We start from the raw sequence: 18,660 nt of genomic DNA, 5'->3' as shown, positions 1-18,660 counted from the left end.
CTTGCCCGCGGGAAATCCGGAGTGCCGGATTCGGCATGGTGGGCGCGCGGGGTGTTCGTCATCCCGAGCGGCGATCGGGGCCGGTGCGGCGGCGGAGACGACGCGGACCTCCCCGGTGTGCGGGGAGGTCCGTGAGGGTGTGGCCGGTGGGGCGGGGATCAGCCGATGAGCGTGGCCAGCACGTTGCCCTGCGGGTAGAGGGCGGCGGCCGGCGGGAGCATGGCGGGGACGCCGGCGTGGAGCACGGTGAGGGTGCCTGTCCCCGTTCGCGTGGGGTCGCCGACGCGCCGGAGGGCCTGGGCGGCGACGGCGTCGGCGGAACCGAGCAGCGTGAGCGCCGGGGAGGCGGTCGGGCTGACGGCGCCGCGGATGCGGTCCTCGACGAGCTCGTAGTGGGTGCACCCCAGCACGAGGACGTCGGTGCCGACCGGCGTACGGGCGGCGGCGTCGGCGATGGCGGCCGTGATGGCGTCGTCGTCGCCGTGCTCGACGGCGTCCGCGAGGCCCGGGCAGGCGACCTCCGTGATGTCCGCCGTCCCGCCGAAGTCGCGGATCAGCCCGCGCTGGTAGTCGCTCCCGGTGGTTGCCGGGGTGGCCCAGATCGCGACCCGGCCGCCCAGCGCGGCGGCGGGCTTGATGGCGGGGACGGTGCCGATCACCGGCAGTCCGGGCTCCAGCTCGGCGCGGAGGGCGGCGAGCGCGTGGACGGAGGCCGTGTTGCAGGCGATCACCAGCGCGTCGGGTTCGAGCGCGGCGGCGGCCCGGCAGCAGCCGAGGGCCAGCTCGGTGACCTCTTCGGGCGTCCGCGGCCCCCAGGGCATCGAGGCCGGGTCGGAGGACAGCACCAGGTCCGCGTCCGGGCGCAGCTTCCGCAGGGTGGCGGCGGCGGCCAGCAGGCCGATTCCGGAGTCCATCAGTGCGATCTTCACGGGTCAAGACTTTAGTCGATCCACCCACCCGACCCCGTTCTGCGGCAGACTGCCGGGGTGACCGTCCTGCTGTGGATCGCCGCGTTCTCCCTGCTGGTCTGGGTCTGGCTGGCGTGCTGCCACGGCTCGTTCTGGCGCACCGACGTGCGACTGCCGCCGCGCCGTCCGCCGGTCCGATGGCCGCAGGCGGCGATCGTGGTGCCGGCCCGGGACGAGGCGGGGGTGCTCCCGGCGAGCCTGCCGACGCTGCTGGCGCAGAAGTACCCGGGGCAGGCGCGGGTGATCCTGGTGGACGACCACAGCTCGGACGGCACCGGCCCGCTGGCCGCCTCGTTGCGGACGATCGACGGGCTGGAGCTGACCGTCACCACCCCGCCCCCGCTGCCGCCCGGCTGGACGGGCAAGCTCTGGGCGCTGCGGCACGGCGTGGAGCTGGCCGGCCCGGACGTCGAGTACCTGCTGCTGACGGATGCGGACATCGCGCACGGCCCGGACTCGCTCGCCGGGCTGGTGGCGGCCGCGGGGACCAACGACCTGGACCTGGTGTCGCAGATGGCCCGGCTGCGGGTGGAGACCCGTTGGGAGCGCCTGATCGTGCCGGCCTTCGTGTACTTCTTCGCCCAGCTCTACCCGTTCCGCCGGAGCAACCGTCCGGGCTCCCGGACCGCGGCCGCGGCGGGCGGCTGCTCGCTGGTGCGGCGCGAGGCCCTGGAGCGGGCCGGCGGGGTGGCGGCGATCCGGGGCGCGGTGATCGACGACGTGTCGCTGGCCCGGGCGGTGAAGTCCACCGGCGGCCGGATCTGGCTGGGGCTCGCCGAGCAGGTGGACAGCGTCCGGCCGTACCCGCGACTGGAGCAGCTGTGGCGGATGGTGTCGCGCAGCGCGTACGCCCAGCTGAGGCACTCGCCGCTGCTGCTGGTCGGGACGGTGCTGGGGCTGGGGCTGGTGTACCTGGTGCCGCCGCTGGCGACGGTGGCCGGCCTGGTGGCCGGAGACCCGGCGGTGGCGGCGGTGGGCGGGACGGCGTGGGCGCTGATGGCGGGCACGTACCTGCCGATGGTCCGGTACTACGGGCAACCCGCCCCGGCCGTGCTGCTGCTGCCGTTCACGGCGGGGCTGTACCTGCTGATGACGGTCGACTCGGCGGTGCAGCACTGGCGCGGCCGGGGCGCGGCCTGGAAGGGCCGGACCTACTCGCGGGCGTGACCCCCGTACCCGCCCGCGAGCGGTCGGCCTCCCCCGCGGGCGGGGATTTCCCCGGCGCGGCACGCCGATCGGATCCATACTGCTCGGATGGACCGTCAGCAGATCTCCCGCCTCGCCCATGCCCACCACCCGATCGCGGCCCCGCTGGCGGACGAGTCGGTGGCCCGTCTGCTGGACCGCGCGACGGCGGGCCGTGAGGACGGCCGGGCCCTGGACCTCGGCTGCGGCGAGGGCGCCTGGCTGATCCGGGCGCTGGCCGCGCGCCCGGGCTGGCGGGCCGTGGGGGTGGACCTCGACCCCGGGGCGCTGACCCGCGCCCGGGAGACCGCGACCGCCCTCGGCGTGGTGCGCCGGATCGGCCTGCACCACCTGGACGCACGGGAGTTCACCGCGAAGGAGCCCTTCGACCTGGTGCTGTGCGTCGGTTCGACCCACGCGTTCGGCGGACTGCTGCCCACGCTCGCGGCGGCCCGCGAACTCCTGGCGCCGGGTGGCCGGTTGCTGGTCGGCGACGGGTTCTGGCAGCGCGAGCCGTCCCGGGCCGCCCTGGACGGGCTGGGTGCGACTCGGGACGAGTTCGCGGACCTGGCGACGACCACCGACCGGGTCCTCGCGGACGGCTGGACCCCGGTGTTCGGGCACGTCAGCACGGAACGGGAGTGGGAGGACTACGAGTTCGCGTGGACGGGCGCGCTGGCCGAGTGGGCGCTGGACCACCCGGACCACCCGGACGCGGCGGCCGCCCGGGAGGCGGCGGACCGGCACCGCACCGAGTGGCTGCACGGCTACCGGGGGACGCTCGGCTTCGTCACCTACCTGCTGCGCCGCGACTGACGCCCACCCAGCCACCCGGGATCGACGGCCGAAGTTCCCCGGCCGCCGACTTCCGCAGTTCCCCGGGCGACTTGCTACTTCTGCGTGCGGGCGAGGAAGTCGTCGATCAGCGGGGCGATTTCGGGCAGCTTCTCCTCCAGCGCGAAGTGCCCGGTGTCGAACACGTGCAGTTCCGCCCCGGGCAGGTCGCGCAGGTAGGCGCGGGCGCCGGCCTCGGTGAAGAAGGGGTCGTTGCGCCCCCAGAGGACGAGCGTCGGCGGCTGGTCGGCGCGCAGCCAGGCCTGCCAGGCGGGGTAGAGCTCGACGTTGGAGAAGTAGTCGAGGGCCAGCTCGACCTGGATGTCCTTGCGGCCGGGCAGGTCGAGGAAGTGCTGGTCGAGGGTCCAGCCGTCGGGGGCGACCAGGCTCGGGTCCCCGGTGCCGCCCTCGTACTGGCTGCGGGTGATCTCCAGCGTGAGGATCGACCGCGCGGCCTCCCCGGCGCCCGGGACGCCGCGCCGGTTGGCGATGAACTCCCTTGCCTGGTCGGAGAGTCCCTCCTCGTAGGCGTTGCCGTTCTGGACCACCAGGCCGGTGATCCACTCCGGGTGGCGGGTGGCCAGGCGCAGGCCGACGGGGGCTCCGAAGTCGAAGACGTACAGCGCGAAGCGGTCCAGACCGAGGGTGAGGCAGAAGCCTTCGATCACGTCGGCGAGGGTGTCGAACCGGTACGTGAAGGCGTCCGGCGCGGGGCTGTCACTGTGGCCGAAGCCCGGATAGTCGGGGGCTATCAGGCGGTAGCGGGTGCCGAGCGCGTCGAGCAGCCTGGCGTACTGGTGGGAGGCGGACGGGAAGCCGTGCAGCAGCAGGAGGACGGGGGCGTCGGCCGGGCCGGTCTCGCGGTAGAAGATGCGCAGCCCGTCGACGTCGACGTGGCGGTGATGGACCTGCGGGATCGTCAGCTCGCTCATGCTAACCATTAAACAGCATCTGAATGGTTAGACAAGGGCTTTTGGAGGCGTCGGGGGTGGTGGAGTTGCCACGGGCCGTCGAGCCTCGGCCAGGCACTCCACCTGATCCGTCGTCAGCGAAGCCGCAGTCTCACTTCTTCATCTGCTCCTGCTGCACCAGCTCGTCGAGCACCCCGGGCATCGCCGAGACACCGCCGGCCCTGCTCGGCGAAGTCCGGTACTCGCCCTGGACGATGACCGTCGGGAGCTCGTTGATGCCGTAGCGGACGAACGCGGCGGCAGCGTCGTCGACCGACTGCCCCACCTCGGTGGACCGGTACGTCCGGCGGAAGAGTTGGGCGTCGACGCCGTGGCGGGCGGCCCAGTCGGTGGAGGCGGCCTCGGTGCTGAGGTCGACGTGCTCGCTGTGAACGGCGCGGAACGCGCTGGTCTGCAGGCGTTCCACCAGGCCGAGGCGCTCCAGCGTGTAGTACAGCCGCGCGTGGCCGCGCTGCACGTTCTCCTCCGGGCTGCCCGGCCAGATCGCCGGGACGCGGCTCAGCGAGACGTCCTCCCGGTGCTTCTCCGCCCAGGCCTGCAGGGGCTGTTCGAGCGCCTGGGAGTGGCCGCAGTCGTACCAGAAGAACTCCACCGCCTCGGTCCGGGCGCTCTCGCGCACCGGCTGCGGGGGGTCGGACCTCGCGAACCGGGCACCCTCGGACGGGAGTTGGTGGCTCGCAGCGCCGGCCTGGACGGGGGATGCGGCGATCCCGGCGGCGGCGACGAACAGGACGGTGGACCGCAGCAGCGACTTCGAGTTCACACCGGGCAGTGTGCTGGCCGCGTTTCGTTACCGGCGAGTCCGTGCGCGGCGGCGTCCCGGGATTCGCCCGAACGGCGCAGCCGGGGCCCGGGGCGTCGGCCCGTCCCCCGGGGCGACCCGTCCGGAGCCGGTCGGTTCCTGGTCCGACGGTCCCGAGTCGGCCGGTTCCGGGTCCGTCGGTCCCGAGCCGGTCGATCCGCCCTGGCCCGACCGACCGGTCCCGCGTCAGTCCGCCGGAGCCGCGCCCGCCGTCCACACCTCGGCCGCCAGCCGCTGCCAGGCGTCCACCACCGCGCCCACTTCGAAGTGCTCCAGCGCGTGCGCCCGGGCCGCCGCGCCGAGGCCCGCCCGGTTGACGGCCAGCACCTTGCCCAGCGCCTCGGCGAGGGCGAGCGGGTCGCCGGGGGCCACGAGCGCGCCGGTGGCGCCGTCCCGGACGACCTCGCGCACCCAGCCGACGTCGGTGGCGACGGCGGGCACACCGGCCAGTGCCGCCTCGATCAGCGCTCCGGGAACGCCCTCACTGTCGCTGGTGAGCAGCAGCGCGTCGGCGGCGCGGTAGAGCGGGGCCGGATCGGGCAGGGGCCCGAGGAAGTGGGCGCGGGCGGCGGCCGGGTGGCGGGCCAGCGTCTCCAGCAGCGGGCCGTCCCCGGCGACGGCGAGCCGGACGTCGGGGAGGCGGTCGAGCACGTCTAGGGCGAGGTCGAGCCGCTTCTCGGGCGCTATCGCGCCGATCCAGGCGACCAGCAGGACATCGGCCGGCAGGCCCAGCTCGTGCCGGGCGGCACGCCGGTCGTCCCGGCTGTCGGCGGGCGGATAGCTCTCGGCGGCACGGGAGTTGGGAATCACGTGCACCTTGCCCTCGGGCAGCGCGAACTGCTCCTCCAGGACGACCCGCGCCTCGTCGGTCAGCGTGGTGACGGCGGCGGCGCGGTGCATCAGCGCGCCGCCGCGCACCCGGCGCATCCGGTTCGCGGTCCAGTAGCGGGGGTGGCCGACCGAGACGTAGACGAACGGGGTGCGGGTGCCGGCCAGGGCGAGGGCACAGGCGGCCAGGGTGTCGGAGCCGTGGGCGAGGACGACGTCGGCGGCGCGCGAGGCGGAACGCAGCGCCCGCAGGGTGCTCGGACGCAGCCGGCCGGGGCCGAGGACGGCGGCGGTGCGCAGGCCGGAAGCGCCAGGGCAGTCCCCCGGGTCGGCCTCCGAAGCACCCGGGTGGACCGCCGGGTGCGGGGCAAGCGCGCACAGCGCGGAGGACTGGCCCCGGCGGCCCAGTTCCCGGTGGAGGTCACGGGCGAAGTTCTGGGCGCCGCCGCGGCGTGAATCACTGATCAGGTGCAGGACACGCGGACGGGTTCCGGCCGGATCGGCCGACATATGGTCGGGCATGGACTGACCTTGGCACAGCGGTCCGCCCGGGACAGCCCCTTCACGCAACCTGATGGTGGCCCATCCGCCCGCACGTGTACACCGGATGTGCGCCAGAGAGCCGCCGTCGTGCGCCGGTTGCGACCGCCGTGCGCCCCGTCTCGCCCCCGGCCGCGCTCCGGTTCGCCACCGTCGCGCCGTCCCGATCCCCGGGCTCGCGGACCCTCGGCCGTCGCCGGGCGGAGCGCCCTCGCACCGCCCGGCCCTTCACCGACGAGCGGGCGGCGGGCCACCGCGCCGAGTCGCCGCCGGGGCACCGCCTTAGCCGCCGCTGGGGCACCGCCGAGCTGCTGCCGAGGCGCCGCCGACTCCCGAGCGGCCCCGGACCCCGTTACGCGGATCGGGTGAACGCAGTTGGACCTCGGCCCGGACCGCTCGGCAGGATGTCCGGCCGGGGCGCCGCCGTGCTGCCCCATCTGCCCCTTCCCCGTACGGATTTGGAGTCGCCCGGTGTTCAAGGGATTCCGCAGCTTCCTGCTGCGCGGAAACGTGGTGGACCTCGCGGTCGGCATCGTGATCGGCGCGGCCTTCACTTCCGTCGTCACCGGGTTCGTCAGCGCCTTCCTCACCCCGCTGGTCGGGGTCGCATCCGGTGCCGTCGGCGACTTCACTCAGAAGACCTTCGAGGTGGCCGGCACCCGGTTCCCGTACGGCCTCTTCGTCAACGCCGTGATCGGCTTCGTGCTGACCGCCGCCGTCATCTACTTCGCCGTGGTGGTGCCGGTCGGCAGGCTGCAGGCGCGCTTCGAATCGGCCAAGCCCGCGCCGGCCGCGAAGGTGGACTGCCCGGAGTGCCTGAGCTCGATCCCGGCCGCGGCGAGCCGCTGCTCGTTCTGCACGTCGGAGGTCGGCAAGCCCGGTCTGCCCGCGCAGGCCCAGGCGCTGCAGTCGCACTGACCCGCGCCCCCGGACCCACCCGCGACGACCGGACCGGAGCGCGTCCGCCGGATCCGCCCGCGACCACCGGCCCGCCACCGGTCGACCGGCCCGGACCAGGTGATCAGCGTGCTCACGGGGCCTTTATCCCCGAAACATTCACGAGCCCCCGTCGCCCCCTCGGCGGGGGCTCGAATGCGCCAGCGCACGCCCCGTCCGCAAAAGTTTCTCCGCGAGGCCCCCGACCGTCTACCGGCCGGTCACCGCAAGGCCGTCCGGCGGCGCCGTCCGGGCGCTGTTCGATCACTGACGGGGTGCCAAGGTTGTCCGGATCTGGACTCCGGTTTGTCCGTTCTTCCCACTTTCGAAACCTTTGTGCGAGCGAAGACTGTGTAAACACTCGAACTGCTCCCCCTCCCGCTCTCCTCAGCAGGCGCATTGTGGGCTTACCGTATGCCCCATGACCTCGCCCCGCTCCTACGACGGAGTCGGCTACCCCTCTCCGTCCTTCTCCTCCGGCACGCCGATTTACGACAGCCTCGTGGCTGAGCGCGGCGTCCCCCAGATCGCACCCATCAACGTGCCGGCCGCCCTGCCGCCGGCACTGTCGTCCGGTTACGGATCCGGCCTCGGCCAGTCCTACGAGAACCGGTACGGCAACGGGTACGAGAGCGCCGGCAGCAACCTCCCCGCGCTGCCGCCCGCCCGCCTCGCCCTGGGCCCCGGCCCGAGCAGCGGCCCCTCCGCCGGCCCCTCCACGGCGTACATCCCCGCGCAGCCCGCGCCGGCGTACGCCTCCCAGCAGCCGCCGGTCCCCGGCTACGGCGCCCCCCAGCCGTACCAGCGACCGCAGCCCGCGACCCCGGCCTTCACCCAGACCGCCAGCGGCGGCTACCAGCCGACCGGCGGCCAGAGCTTCGGCGGCCAGAACACCTTCATCGGTGGCCAGGCCGGCCAGCAGTCCTTCGGCGCCCAGCAGGGCGGCGGCCAGGGCGGGTTCGGCCAGAGCCAGCCCGGTGGCCCGCAGGGCTTCGGCGGCCAGCAGTCCTTCGGCGGCCCGACCGCCGGCGGTCCCGGGTTCCCGGGCCAGGGCGGCGACCAGTCCTTCGGCGGCGCCCAGCTGCGCCCGGCCATGGCACCCGTTGCGCCGGTCCGCCCGATGCAGCCGCAGCGCCCGGGCCCGTACGGCGACCCCGGCCAGTTCCAGGGCAACGGCGGCTACCAGTCGCAGGGCCAGGGCTACTGAACCGCTGACACCCCCTGGGCCGTCCCCCACGCGGCCCGCACCCGCACCACCTGAGCACCACCCGGCGACCCCTGAACGCCGGGCGAACGGAGAAACGGGTCATCCACGGACCGCCCGGAACGCCCCCCACGGCGTCCGGGCGGTCCGTGCGCGTACGGGGGGCCTGTGACCAGCACGAAGGCGGCTGGCAGGATGGGGGAATGCAGCTCACCGGACTCCACGTCTACCCCGTCAAGTCCATGTACCGCCTGAGCCCGGACACCGCCGTGGTCCATCCCTGGGGCCTGGCCGGAGACCGCCGCTGGATGCTCGCCGACCCGACCGGACGCTTCGTCAGCCAGCGTGAGGACGCCGCCCTCGGACAGATCCGACCCGCCCTCCTGCCCGACGGCTCGCTCACCCTGACCGCCCCCGACGGCTCCCGGATCGAGATCCACGCCCCCCGCGTCGCCGCCGGTGACCCGCTCGCCGAGGTCGAGGTCTGGGGCACCCGCTTCCGCGCCGCCGAGGCCGCCAAGGAAGCGCACCAGTGGATCGCCGAACACCTCGGCGACTACCGCCTGGTGCACCTGGACGACCCGCGCGCGCGCCCCGTCGACCCCGAGTACGGCGAGCCCGGCGACACCGTCTCGATGGCCGACGGCTTCCCGCTGCTGCTCACGACCACCGCCTCGCTGGACCGGCTCAACGAGCTGATCGCCGCCGAGCACCCCGAGGAGGACGCGCCCCTGCCGATGGAGCGCTTCCGCCCCAACGTGGTCGTCACCGGCTCCGCGCCCTGGGCCGAGGACGGCTGGCGCCGGATCCGGATCGGCGGGCTCACCTTCAAGGTGGTCAAGCCCTGCGGCCGCTGCGTCATCACCACCACCGACCAGGAGACCGGCGAGCGGCGGGGCAAGGAGCCGCTGCGCACACTGGCCCGGCACCACCGCCTGCTGCGCAAGGCCGCCTTCGGGCAGAACCTGATCCCCGAGCGGCCCGTCGGCGTCGAGGGCGACGTGCTCGGCGCCCTGAGCGTGGGCGACGAGGTCGAGGTGCTGGAGGACGGCGCGCACTGGCCGGCCGACGAGCGCTGAGCACGGGCCGCGCCCCGGGGCCGGCCGGACGGTCCTGACCGTCCCGGCCGGCCGGGTCGTCTCGGTGCCCGGGTCGCCTCGGCTGCCCCGGCCGTCTCGGTGCCCGGGTCGCCGTGGTCTCGTGGTCTCGTGGTCTCGTGGTCTCGTGGACGGGAGTCCGCGTGGAGCTGCCGCGGGCGGCCGCTGCGGCACCGGATCGTCGCTGCGTGCACGTGCCGGTGTGCCGAACCGCCGCCGCACGGAACCACCGCTGTGCGCGCTCGTTGAAACAAGTGGTCGGAACCTGTGGCGGCGGTGGGCTCTACCGGTGTCCGCGCAAGAACGGTCGGCCGGAGCACCCATGCGAGCGCGCTACGGTGGGGCGGACGGCCCGCGCACCCCCGCGCGTTCGGCCCGTTGCACGCCGGCACGACGAAGGTGGGGACGACAGACCGTCATGGCTGAGCACAGGGTCCGGGTCACCCAGGACAGCGCATCCCGCTGGCGCCGCCGCGCCGGCGAGTACGACACGCTCGCGGAGGCCCTGGCCGCCGCCGAGGCCGGCGACACCGTGACCGTCCGGCCCGGCACCTTCCGGGAGAACGTGCTGCTGGACAAGCCGGTGACGATCGTTCCGGCCCACGGCCCGGGCACCGTACGGATCGAGCCGCGCTCCGGAGTCGCACTGACCGTCACCGCCGCCGCGAACGTCCGCGACCTGGTCGTGGAGGGCGGCGACAGCTCCGCCCCCGCCGTCCTGGTCACCGGCGCACAGGCGACACCGGCGTTCAGCGGCTGCCGGATCGAGACCCGCTCGGCCAGCGGCATCGAGATCACCGACGGCGCCCGGCCCACCCTGCGCGGCTGCGTCGTCGCCAACCCGGGCGGACTCGGGCTGCGGCTGCGCGGCGAGGGCACCGCCGCCGCGTTCGAGGACTGCGAGGTCGCCGCCGCCGGCCAGGCCGGACTCGCCGTCCTCGGCGGCGCGACCGCCGCCCTGGACCGTTGCCGCGTCCACCACGCCTCCGGCGCCGGCGTGCTGCTCTCCGACCCGGGCAGCGCGGCCGAGCTGACCGGCTGTGAGATCTACGAGATCCGTGGCAGCGGCGTGCAGGCCGAGGCGCAGGCGGGCGGGCGACTGGTCGACTGCGAGATCCACCGGGTCACCGGCAACGGGCTGACCCTGGACGGCGAGGCCGAGCTGGTCCTGACCGGATGCCGGGTGCACGACCTGCCGGAGAACGGCGCCGACCTGCGCGGACGCTCCCGGCTCAGCCTCGCGCACAGCACCGTCCGGGACTTCGGCCGCGGTGCGCTGTCGGTCTGGGACCAGGGCACCGAGGCCGTCGCCGAGGCCTGCCAGATCCACGGCTCCAACGGCGAGTACCCGGCGCTGTGGGTCAGCGACGGCGCCCGGCTCACCCTCACCGACTGCTCGCTGCACGACCTGCCGGACGCCCTGTTCGTCCTGGACCGCGACTCCGCCGCGACCGCCGAAGGCTGCTCCTTCAGTCGGATCCGCAGCTCGGCGGTCTCGGTCAGCGGCGGGGCCACCGTCTCGCTGGCCGGCTGCCGGGTACAGGAGGCGGGCACCGGCCTCTGGTTCCGCGACCACGGCAGCGGCGGCCTGCTCACCGGCTGCGAGATCTCCGACGTGGCCACCGGCGTGATCGTCACCAAGGGCGCCGACCCGGTGCTGCGCGACTGCAGCGTGCGGGCCAGCACGGACGCCGGGGTGTACGTCTCGGCGCAGGGGCGCGGCACCTTCGAGGACTGCCGGGTCTCGCACGGCAAGGGCTTCGGCTTCCACATCATCGACGGCTGTCGGACGCAGCTCACCCGGTGCCGGGCGGAGCAGAACGAGCGGGCCGGGTTCGAGTTCTCCGAGCCGGGGCCGGTCACGGAGGGATGCACCTCGGACGACGTCGCGGCGGCACCGGGGCCGGGCAGCGGGCGCACGTCCGGGCCGGGACCGGGTGGCGGGCCGGGGCTGGGCGGCGGCCCCGGACTGGGGTCCGGGCGCGGTTCCGGCCCCGGACTGGGCGGCGGGCTCGGGTCGTCGTTCGGGGGCACCGACGTGCCCTCGCCCCGGGCCTCCCAACTGGCCGCAGCAGCATCGGCGTTGACCCCCGCGTTGATCCCGGCATCAGCCTCGTCGTCGGGCATTGCCCCGATCCCGGACTGCCGACCGGCCGACGAGGCGCTCGCCGAGCTGGACTCCCTGGTCGGGCTGGCCACGGTGAAGCAGGAGGTGCGCACCCTGATCGACCTGATCTCGGTCGGGCGACGCCGCCGCCAGGCCGGACTCAAAGCCCCGTCCCTGCGCCGGCACCTGGTCTTCACCGGCGCCCCCGGCACCGGCAAGACCACCGTCGCCCGCCTCTACGGCGAGATCCTCGCATCGCTCGGGGTGCTCCAGCGCGGACACCTGGTCGAGGTGGCCCGGGTCGACCTGGTCGGCGAGCACATCGGCTCCACCGCGATCCGCACCGCGGCCGCCTTCGACCGGGCGCGCGGCGGTGTGCTGTTCATCGACGAGGCCTACGCCCTGGCCCCCGAGGACGGCGCGCGGGACTTCGGACGCGAGGCGATCGACACCCTGGTCAAGCTGATGGAGGACCACCGGGACGAGGTCGTCGTCATCGTGGCGGGCTACACCGCCGAGATGGAGCGCTTCCTCTCCGCCAACCCCGGTGTCTCGTCGCGCTTCTCACGCACCATCAGCTTCCCCGACTACACCGCGGACGAGCTGCTGGAGATCGCCCGCGCCCAGTGCGCGGAGCACGAGTACGCCCTCTCCGACGAAACGGAGAAGGCCCTGCTGGAGCACTTCGGACGACTGGAGCGCGGACCCAACTTCGGCAACGGGCGCACTGCTCGGCAGATCTTCGAGACCATGGTCGAGCGGCACGCGGTACGGGTCGCCCACCTGGCCGACCCGTCCACGGAGGAGCTCCAGCTGCTCGTCCCGGCCGACCTGCCGGGAGCACCGCTGCCGTAGCTGTTGCTGTTGCTGTTGCTGTTGCTGTTGCTGTAGCGCAAGCCGTACGGGAACTCGCTTGCTGTACACGGTCGTTGAGGCGGCCATGGGCATGCTTCTGACGGGCGCAGCGGGCGGGTTGCGGGCGGCCGCGAACAGATGACAGCAAACAGATGACGGATGACAGCTGACAGAGTCTGAAATCTGTCAGCTGTCATCCGTCATTCTGCGTCCGCCTGCGAGCGATCCGACGGGGCGCCGGCCGACCGAACCGCCCCGATCGTCGGACCGGCCGCGGTGTCAGCCCCTCCAGGGGCCACCGGCGAGGAAGGACTCCAGCGCGTACTGGTAGGGCGCGATGTCGATCCGCTCACCGGCCAGCCAGTCGTCCGAGTAGTACTTGTCCAGGTAGCGGTCCCCCGGGTCGCAGATCAGGCCGACCACGCTGCCGGTCCGCCCGGCCTCGCGCATCTCGGAGACGATCCGCAGCGCACTCCACAGTCCCGTGCCGGTCGAGGCACCCGCCTTCTTCCCGAGGACCCGCTCCAACACCCGCACCGCGGCGATCGACGCGGCGTCCGGCACCTTCATCATCCGGTCGATCGCCCCCGGGACGAAGCTCGGCTCCATCCGGGGCCGCCCGATGCCCTCGATCCGCGAACCGCTCTCGCAGACGGCGTCCGGGTCGTGGCGCACCCAGCCGTCGAAGAAGCAGGAGTTCTCCGGGTCCGCGACGCAGATCCGGGTGTCGTACTGCATGTAGTGCACGAAGCGGGCGATGGTCGCCGAGGTGCCGCCGGTGCCGGCGGTGGCGACGATCCAGGCGGGCTCGGGGTGCGGCTCCAGACGCAGCTGGGCGAAGACCGACTCGGCGATGTTGTTGTTGCCGCGCCAGTCGGTGGCCCGCTCCGCGTAGGTGAACTGGTCCATGTAGTGCCCACCGGTCTCCTCGGCGAGCCGGGCGGACGCCTCGTACACCTCGTCCGAGCGCTCGACCAGGTGGCACTCGCCGCCGTGGAACTGGATCAGGTCGATCTTGGCCTGGCTGGTGCTCTTGGCCATCACGGCGATGAACGGCACACCGATGAGCTGGGCGAAGTACGCCTCGGACACGGCGGTGGAGCCGCTGGAGGCCTCGATCACCGGCTTGCCGGGGCGGATCCAGCCGTTGCAGAGCCCGTAGAGGAAGAGGGAGCGGGCCAGCCGGTGCTTGAGCGAGCCGGTCGGGTGGGTGGACTCGTCCTTGAGGTAGAGGTCGATCCCCCACTCGTCCGGGAGCGGGAAGCGCAGCAGGTGGGTGTCGGCCGAGCGGTTGGCGTCGGCCTGGACCTTGCGCACCGCCTCCTTGAGCCAGGCACGGTAGTCCTGGTCGGAGCGATCGACGTCGACGGTCGGCTCGATGCCGGACTGGGTGCTCATGGTCACTTCTCCCTCGCGATGGCCCCCCACTGCTCACTACGAGTGTATGAGTGTCACGATAAGTGACCGTTTCCGAAGATCCAGCTTCCGCTTATTGCACACCACACTGCCTCACCACACCGCCTCGACGACCCGTCGGACCCGAGGGCTCAGCCGACCCGGACGGGCACCGACTGCGGATCCGCCAGGTACGGCCCCCAGCCCAGCTCGGCCGCGCCGGCGAGTGCGCCGTGCGTCAGCTCCGCGCCGACGATGGGCACCCGTCCGCTGCGCCCCCACAGGCTGCGCTCGGCGACCACCGCGCGCAGCCGCTCGGGCGCGGCCTCCAGCAGGTCGAGGTGCAGGCCGCTGAGGACCACCCGGTCGGGGTTGAGGATGTTGGCGACACCTGCCAGCCCGAGCCCGAGACGGTCGATGACGTGCTCGACCGCCGCGCGCGCCCGGTCGTCGGTGGCGGCCGCCCGGCACAGCTCGCGCGCCTGGTCGAGCAGCGGGCGCCCCGGCTCCGGGCTGAGGCCGGCGGCGGCGAACAGCGCGTCGGGGTCGGTCTCCGCGTTGAGGCAGCCGCGGTTGCCGCACATGCAGGGCCGACCCTGCGGGTCGACGGTGAGGTGACCGACCTCCAGGGCGAGCCCGGCGCTGCCGGTGTGCAGGTGGCCGTCGATCACCAGCGCCCCGCCGACGCCGCGGTGGCCGGAGGTGACGAACAGCAGGTGGCGGGCGCCGCGGCCGGCGCCGTGCCGGTACTCGGCGAGCGCGGCGAGGTTGGCGTCGTTGGCGATCGCGGTGGGCAGCGGGCGCAGCGCGTTCGGGCCGTGGTCGGCGCGGCCGACCTCGACGTCGTACAGGTCGGCGACCGGGGTGCCGCTGGGCCAGGCGAAGTGCAGCGCGGCGAGCGCGGTGCCGTCCGGCTCGGTGACCGGGTTGGGCAGCGCCAGCGCGGCGCCCAGGCAGCGCCGGTCGGTCGCGCGGGCGAGTTCGGCACCCGCCTCGGCGACGGCGCGCAGCATCCGGACCGGGTCGGTGGCGGCGGGCAGCGGCAGGTGGACGGGCGCGTCGAGCAGCCCGCCGAGGCCGGCCAGGGTGACGCTCAGGCCGTCGGCGTGGATCTGCCCGGCGATCACGACCGGGCCCTGCGGGTCGATCGCGAGCCGGTGCGAGGGCCGACCGCGGCCGCCCCCGGCCGGGCGCGAATCGACGGTGATCAGGCCGAGTGCCTCCAGCTCTGCGGTGACGGCACCGGCCGTCGCCCGGGTGACGTCCAGCGCGCGGGTCAGTGCCGAGCGGGTCGGCGTCTGGCCGGTGTGGATCAGCGAGAGGGCGGGGCCGAGCAGCGTCCGACCGCGGTCGGGGGCCGCGCGGCGGTGGCCGTCGCGCTGCGCGTCGGAGTCGGTCCCCGCGCCGGGCCTCGGGCTCGACGACTTCGGGCTCGACGACTTCGGGCTCGACGGCCTCGGGCTCGACGACTTCGGACTTGAAGGTGAGAGCTGCACGCCCCTATTGTGACTTTGTGCCGCTTCGAAACAAAATCCACGCCCGTCCCGCAGCGGACCACCTGCCCTCCCAGTCTCGCAGCACACCCCCGGTGGCCGACAGCCCCTGGAGCCCCGCCCGCATCGCGCTCACCGCGTTCTTCGCCGTCGACGGCTTCCTCTTCGCCGCCTGGGTCGTGCGCATCCCGGATGTCCGCAGGCAGGTCAGTGCCTCGCACAGCGCCCTCGGACTCGCCCTGCTGTGCCTGTCGATCGGGGCCGTCCTCACCATGCCGATGGTCGGCCGGCTCTGCCTGCGGTACGGCTCGCGGCCGGTGACCGTCGGATCGCTCGCCCTGCTCAGCCTCGCCGTCCTGCTGCCCGCGCACGCCCACTCGGTGGCCGCGCTCGGCGCTGCGCTCCTGCTGTTCGGCGCGGGGTACGGCGGGGCCAACGTCGCGATGAACAGCGCCGCCGTCGACCTGGTGGCGCAGCTGCGGCGGCCGGTCATGCCCAGCTTCCACGCCGGGTACAGCTTCGGCGGACTGCTCGGTACGGGCGTCAGCGGACTGCTCGCCGGGCCACTGAGCACCGCGTGGGCACTCGCGCTCAGCGGACTGCTCGGCATGGCCGTCACGGTCGGTGCGGGCGTCGTGCTGATGCGCAGCCCGGCGGCGGCGCCGGTCGCGCCCACCCCGGCACCCCGCCGTGCGGCCGGACGGGCGGGCGGCGGTCCGACGGCCGGCGCGGGCGGCGACAGCGACACGGGCGGCGCAGTCCCGGCCGGCGAAGGCGGCGCGGGTGCCGGCGCGGGCCGTAAGGCCACCCGACTGCTGGTGCTGCTGCTCGGCGTCACCGCGCTGTGCACCGCGTACGGCGAGGGCGCGATCGCCGACTGGACCACCCTGCACCTCACCGACGACGTCCACGCGAGTTCCGCAGTGGCGGCGACCGGCTACGGCGCGTACGCGTTCGCGATGGCGAGCGGGCGGGTCGGCGGGACCTGGCTGTCGATCAGGCTCGGCCAGACCCGACTGATGCTGCTCGGCGGGCTGACGGCCGCGGCGGGGATGCTGGTCGCGGCCCTCGCCCCGGTGGCGCCGGTGGCGATCTGCGGATTCGTCCTGGTCGGGCTCGGCCTCGCCAACCTCTTCCCGCTCGCCATCGCCCGGGCCGGCGAGGCGGGCGGCCCGCAGGGCGTCGCGCTCGCCTCGTCGCTCGGTTACGGCGGGATGCTGATCGGCCCGATGGTGATCGGCTTCCTGGCCGACGCGGCCGGACTGCCACTGGCCCTCACCACGGTCGCGGTCGCGGCGACGGCCGCGGCGCTGCTGCCGCTCTCAGTCGGACGGCGGTTCCGGTAGCCGGCGGGCGACGGGCAGCAGGTGACGGGCGTCGGACTGCAGGCAGCGGGCATCTGGCGACAGGCAACGGGCGACAGGCGACAGGCGACAGGCGACAGGCGACGACAGATGACAAAGAACAGCTGACAGATTTCAACATCTGTCAGCTGTCATCTGTCTGTTGTCGGCTGTCGCCTGTCGCCTGTCGGCTGTCATCCGTTCTCCGTCACCTGTTCACCTCCGCACCCCTCGTCCGCTCGGCCCTCCCCCAGCTGACGGAACCGCCCGAGCAATGGCAGGATGCGGGGCCATGACGACCAGCGAACGCTTCCAGGTACTGCGGGCCGGCGAGCGCCCGGCAACGGCGTGGCTCAACGGGGGCGGGGTGACCAGGGAGGTCGCCGGTTTCCCGGTCGGGGCGGGGCTGGACCGCTTCGACTGGCGGGTCAGCCTGGCCGACGTCGCCTCGGCGGGACCGTTCTCCCCGTTCCCCGGCATCGACCGCGTGATCACCCTGGTCGAGGGTGCCGGCATGGCGCTCACCGTCGACGGTGTCGAGCAGCTGGTGGACACCCCGTACCGGCCGTTCCCGTTCTCCGGTGATGCCGCCACCGACTGCCGCCTGCTGTCCGGCCCGGTGGTGGACTTCAACGTGATGACACGTCGCGGGCGGGTCGAGGCCGCCGTGGACCTGGCCACCGCGCCCGTCACGGTCGAAGTCCCGGCCGGAGGAACCGTCCTCCTCGTCTGCCTCGCGGGCACGGCCCTCGTCAGCGGCGCCGAACTCGCCCGCTACGACGCCGTCCTGCTGGACGCACCGGGCACGCACGAGCTGCGCCCGGACGGCGTCACCGCCGTCGTCGCCTTCCGTCCGGCCCGCTGACAGCCGGCCTCAGCACGTACCGACGAAGGACGGCGCTCCCGCCCCCGGATCACGGAGGCGGGAGCGCCGTCGCCCGTTCAGCCTGCCAGCCCGAGCAGCCCGGTCAACCGAGCGACCGAGCAACGGGGCCAACCCGGTCAACCCGGTCAACCCGGTCAACCGAGCGAGCCGGCTCAGCCGCAGAGCACCGGCGTGGCGTGCGCGGGGTCCAGGGCGTTGGTCACCAGGTGCAGCGCCGTCGGCGAGAACGCGATCGCGACGTGTTCCACGAGCGAGACCGGGCAGTGGTTCTGCAGCACCACGTTGTCGACGTTCGCACCGTTCAGGAACTGGGTCCGCCACGGGGTGACGACCTCGTCGTACACCGTCGAGATCACCGTGTAGCTCACCCCCGGCACGGTGTCCGGCCGGGACGCCATCGTCCTGTTGAAGTCGGAGCCGACCGCTTGGTCCCGGCAGGCCTGGCAGACCGTGTAGATCAGGTTCGCGACGTCCGGGAAGTACGGCGCGAGGTTGACGATCCCGTCGAGCGTGGTGCCGTGATTGGACGGCGCGAGCCCGACCAGCTTGTCGACCTTCGAGGCGCCGCCGAGGAACTTCAGGTAGTAGTTCGGCAGCATGCCTCCCTGCGAGTGGCCGACGATGTCGACCTTGGCCGCGCCCGACGCGTTGCGCACCAGGTCCACGAAGCGGGCGAGTTGGGCCGCCGAGTCGGGCACCGCACGGAGGCCGCCGATCGGCAGCAGCAGGCCGCTGCCGGTCGAGGTGATGCCGGGGATGGTCCCGTAGTCGAGGGCGAAGACGCAGTACCCGAGGCTCTTCAGCAGCGGGGAGAGCGCCAGCCAGTTCTCGTAGCGGTTGGCGAAGGTGCCGTGCACCAGGACGACCGGGTTGGGGTGGGCGGCGGTCGGCCGGCACGTCCAGTCGTTGGCGCCGGGCGGCGAGGCCACCGTGTCGCCGTCGGGCGGCAGTTCGGCGGCAGCGGCCGACGAGGCGGCGTCACCGGGATTGGCGGTAGCGGCGGCGTCACCGGTGGCGGCGGCAGCGGCCGGAGCGGCGAGCGCCGGAGCCGCGCTCGCGGGCACGGCGGTCGCGCCCACCAGCAGCGCACCCGCCAGCAGGGCCGCGCCGAACGCGCCACCGAGCCCGCGCCGCGAGGGACTTGCGGAGAAGCGGAGAAGTGGGGTTCTCAACTGTTGCCTCCACAGCGGAAGTTTGTTACCAACAGGTAACCCGA

Annotated in this window: 15 protein-coding genes; 8 read left to right on the top strand and 7 right to left on the bottom strand. The window is 73.8% G+C overall.

Translation table 11 applies throughout. From position 1 onward, the window contains the following. Positions 1–158: 158 nt before the first annotated feature. Positions 159–929, bottom strand: coding sequence for a glutamate racemase (locus ACIGG8_RS39165; RefSeq protein ID WP_396553365.1), 771 nt, complete (start codon positions 927–929; stop codon positions 159–161). Positions 930–986: 57 nt separating this feature from the next. Between ACIGG8_RS39165 and ACIGG8_RS39160 the strand changes: the two genes are divergently transcribed. Beyond that, entirely contained in the window at positions 987–2,135 is a 1,149-nt protein-coding gene (locus tag ACIGG8_RS39160; RefSeq protein WP_396553364.1) for a glycosyltransferase, read from the top strand. An 87-nt stretch (positions 2,136–2,222) separates the two neighbouring features. Further along, complete coding sequence (locus ACIGG8_RS39155; protein ID WP_396553363.1) at positions 2,223–2,969, top strand: SAM-dependent methyltransferase; 747 nt, start codon at positions 2,223–2,225, stop codon at positions 2,967–2,969. A 74-nt stretch (positions 2,970–3,043) separates the two neighbouring features. On the opposite strand, the gene ACIGG8_RS39150 is transcribed toward ACIGG8_RS39155, so the two are convergent. The 3 genes from ACIGG8_RS39150 to ACIGG8_RS39140 form a co-directional block, all read right to left on the bottom strand. Then, positions 3,044–3,919 carry an alpha/beta hydrolase gene (locus ACIGG8_RS39150; RefSeq protein ID WP_350526193.1) on the bottom strand — a complete coding sequence of 292 codons (876 nt, stop codon included), beginning with the start codon at positions 3,917–3,919 and terminating at the stop codon, positions 3,044–3,046. A gap of 130 nt (positions 3,920–4,049) precedes the next feature. Continuing rightward, positions 4,050–4,721: a thiol:disulfide interchange protein DsbA/DsbL gene (locus ACIGG8_RS39145; RefSeq protein WP_396553362.1), complete on the bottom strand. Its 672-nt coding sequence runs from the start codon at positions 4,719–4,721 to the stop codon at positions 4,050–4,052. Between the two features lie 225 nt (positions 4,722–4,946). Then, positions 4,947–6,110 (bottom strand): glycosyltransferase, encoded by a 1,164-nt coding sequence (locus tag ACIGG8_RS39140; protein ID WP_396553361.1) that lies wholly within the window; start codon positions 6,108–6,110, stop codon positions 4,947–4,949. A 489-nt stretch (positions 6,111–6,599) separates the two neighbouring features. On the opposite strand from ACIGG8_RS39140, the gene mscL reads away from it, so the two are divergent. From mscL to ACIGG8_RS39120, 4 genes are all read left to right on the top strand, one after another. Further along, positions 6,600–7,046: a large conductance mechanosensitive channel protein MscL gene (mscL, locus tag ACIGG8_RS39135; RefSeq protein WP_396553360.1), complete on the top strand. Its 447-nt coding sequence runs from the start codon at positions 6,600–6,602 to the stop codon at positions 7,044–7,046. Between the two features lie 439 nt (positions 7,047–7,485). After that, a complete protein-coding gene (locus tag ACIGG8_RS39130) occupies positions 7,486–8,271 on the top strand; it encodes a DUF6643 family protein (RefSeq protein WP_396553359.1) in 786 nt (261 codons plus the stop codon). A 200-nt stretch (positions 8,272–8,471) separates the two neighbouring features. Next, positions 8,472–9,347: an MOSC domain-containing protein gene (locus ACIGG8_RS39125; RefSeq protein WP_396553358.1), complete on the top strand. Its 876-nt coding sequence runs from the start codon at positions 8,472–8,474 to the stop codon at positions 9,345–9,347. Between the two features lie 436 nt (positions 9,348–9,783). Beyond that, positions 9,784–12,327, top strand: coding sequence for a right-handed parallel beta-helix repeat-containing protein (locus tag ACIGG8_RS39120; protein ID WP_396553357.1), 2,544 nt, complete (start codon positions 9,784–9,786; stop codon positions 12,325–12,327). Positions 12,328–12,606: 279 nt separating this feature from the next. Here ACIGG8_RS39120 and ACIGG8_RS39115 read toward each other — a convergent pair whose 3' ends face one another. Together ACIGG8_RS39115 and ACIGG8_RS39110 are read right to left on the bottom strand one after the other, a co-directional pair. Then, entirely contained in the window at positions 12,607–13,725 is a 1,119-nt protein-coding gene (locus tag ACIGG8_RS39115) for a PLP-dependent cysteine synthase family protein (RefSeq protein ID WP_396553356.1), read from the bottom strand. A gap of 149 nt (positions 13,726–13,874) precedes the next feature. Next, positions 13,875–15,059: an ROK family protein gene (locus tag ACIGG8_RS39110; protein WP_350526201.1), complete on the bottom strand. Its 1,185-nt coding sequence runs from the start codon at positions 15,057–15,059 to the stop codon at positions 13,875–13,877. Between the two features lie 176 nt (positions 15,060–15,235). Here ACIGG8_RS39110 and ACIGG8_RS39105 point away from each other — a divergent pair, with 176 nt between their 5' ends. Both ACIGG8_RS39105 and ACIGG8_RS39100 read left to right on the top strand, forming a co-directional pair. Beyond that, positions 15,236–16,561, top strand: a complete 1,326-nt coding sequence (locus ACIGG8_RS39105) for an MFS transporter (RefSeq protein WP_396553355.1) — start codon at positions 15,236–15,238, stop codon at positions 16,559–16,561. 289 nt (positions 16,562–16,850) lie between these two features. Next, entirely contained in the window at positions 16,851–17,423 is a 573-nt protein-coding gene (locus tag ACIGG8_RS39100) for a HutD family protein (protein ID WP_396553354.1), read from the top strand. Between the two features lie 173 nt (positions 17,424–17,596). On the opposite strand, the gene ACIGG8_RS39095 is transcribed toward ACIGG8_RS39100, so the two are convergent. Then, positions 17,597–18,508 carry an esterase/lipase family protein gene (locus ACIGG8_RS39095; protein WP_396553366.1) on the bottom strand — a complete coding sequence of 304 codons (912 nt, stop codon included), beginning with the start codon at positions 18,506–18,508 and terminating at the stop codon, positions 17,597–17,599. Positions 18,509–18,660: the final 152 nt, after the last annotated feature.

It is taken from the genome of Kitasatospora sp. NPDC085464 (assembly GCF_044541955.1).
GTDB lineage: Bacteria > Actinomycetota > Actinomycetes > Streptomycetales > Streptomycetaceae > Kitasatospora.
Note: the sequence above shows the minus strand (reverse complement) of the source record. Positions and strands in the feature narration are given on the sequence as shown.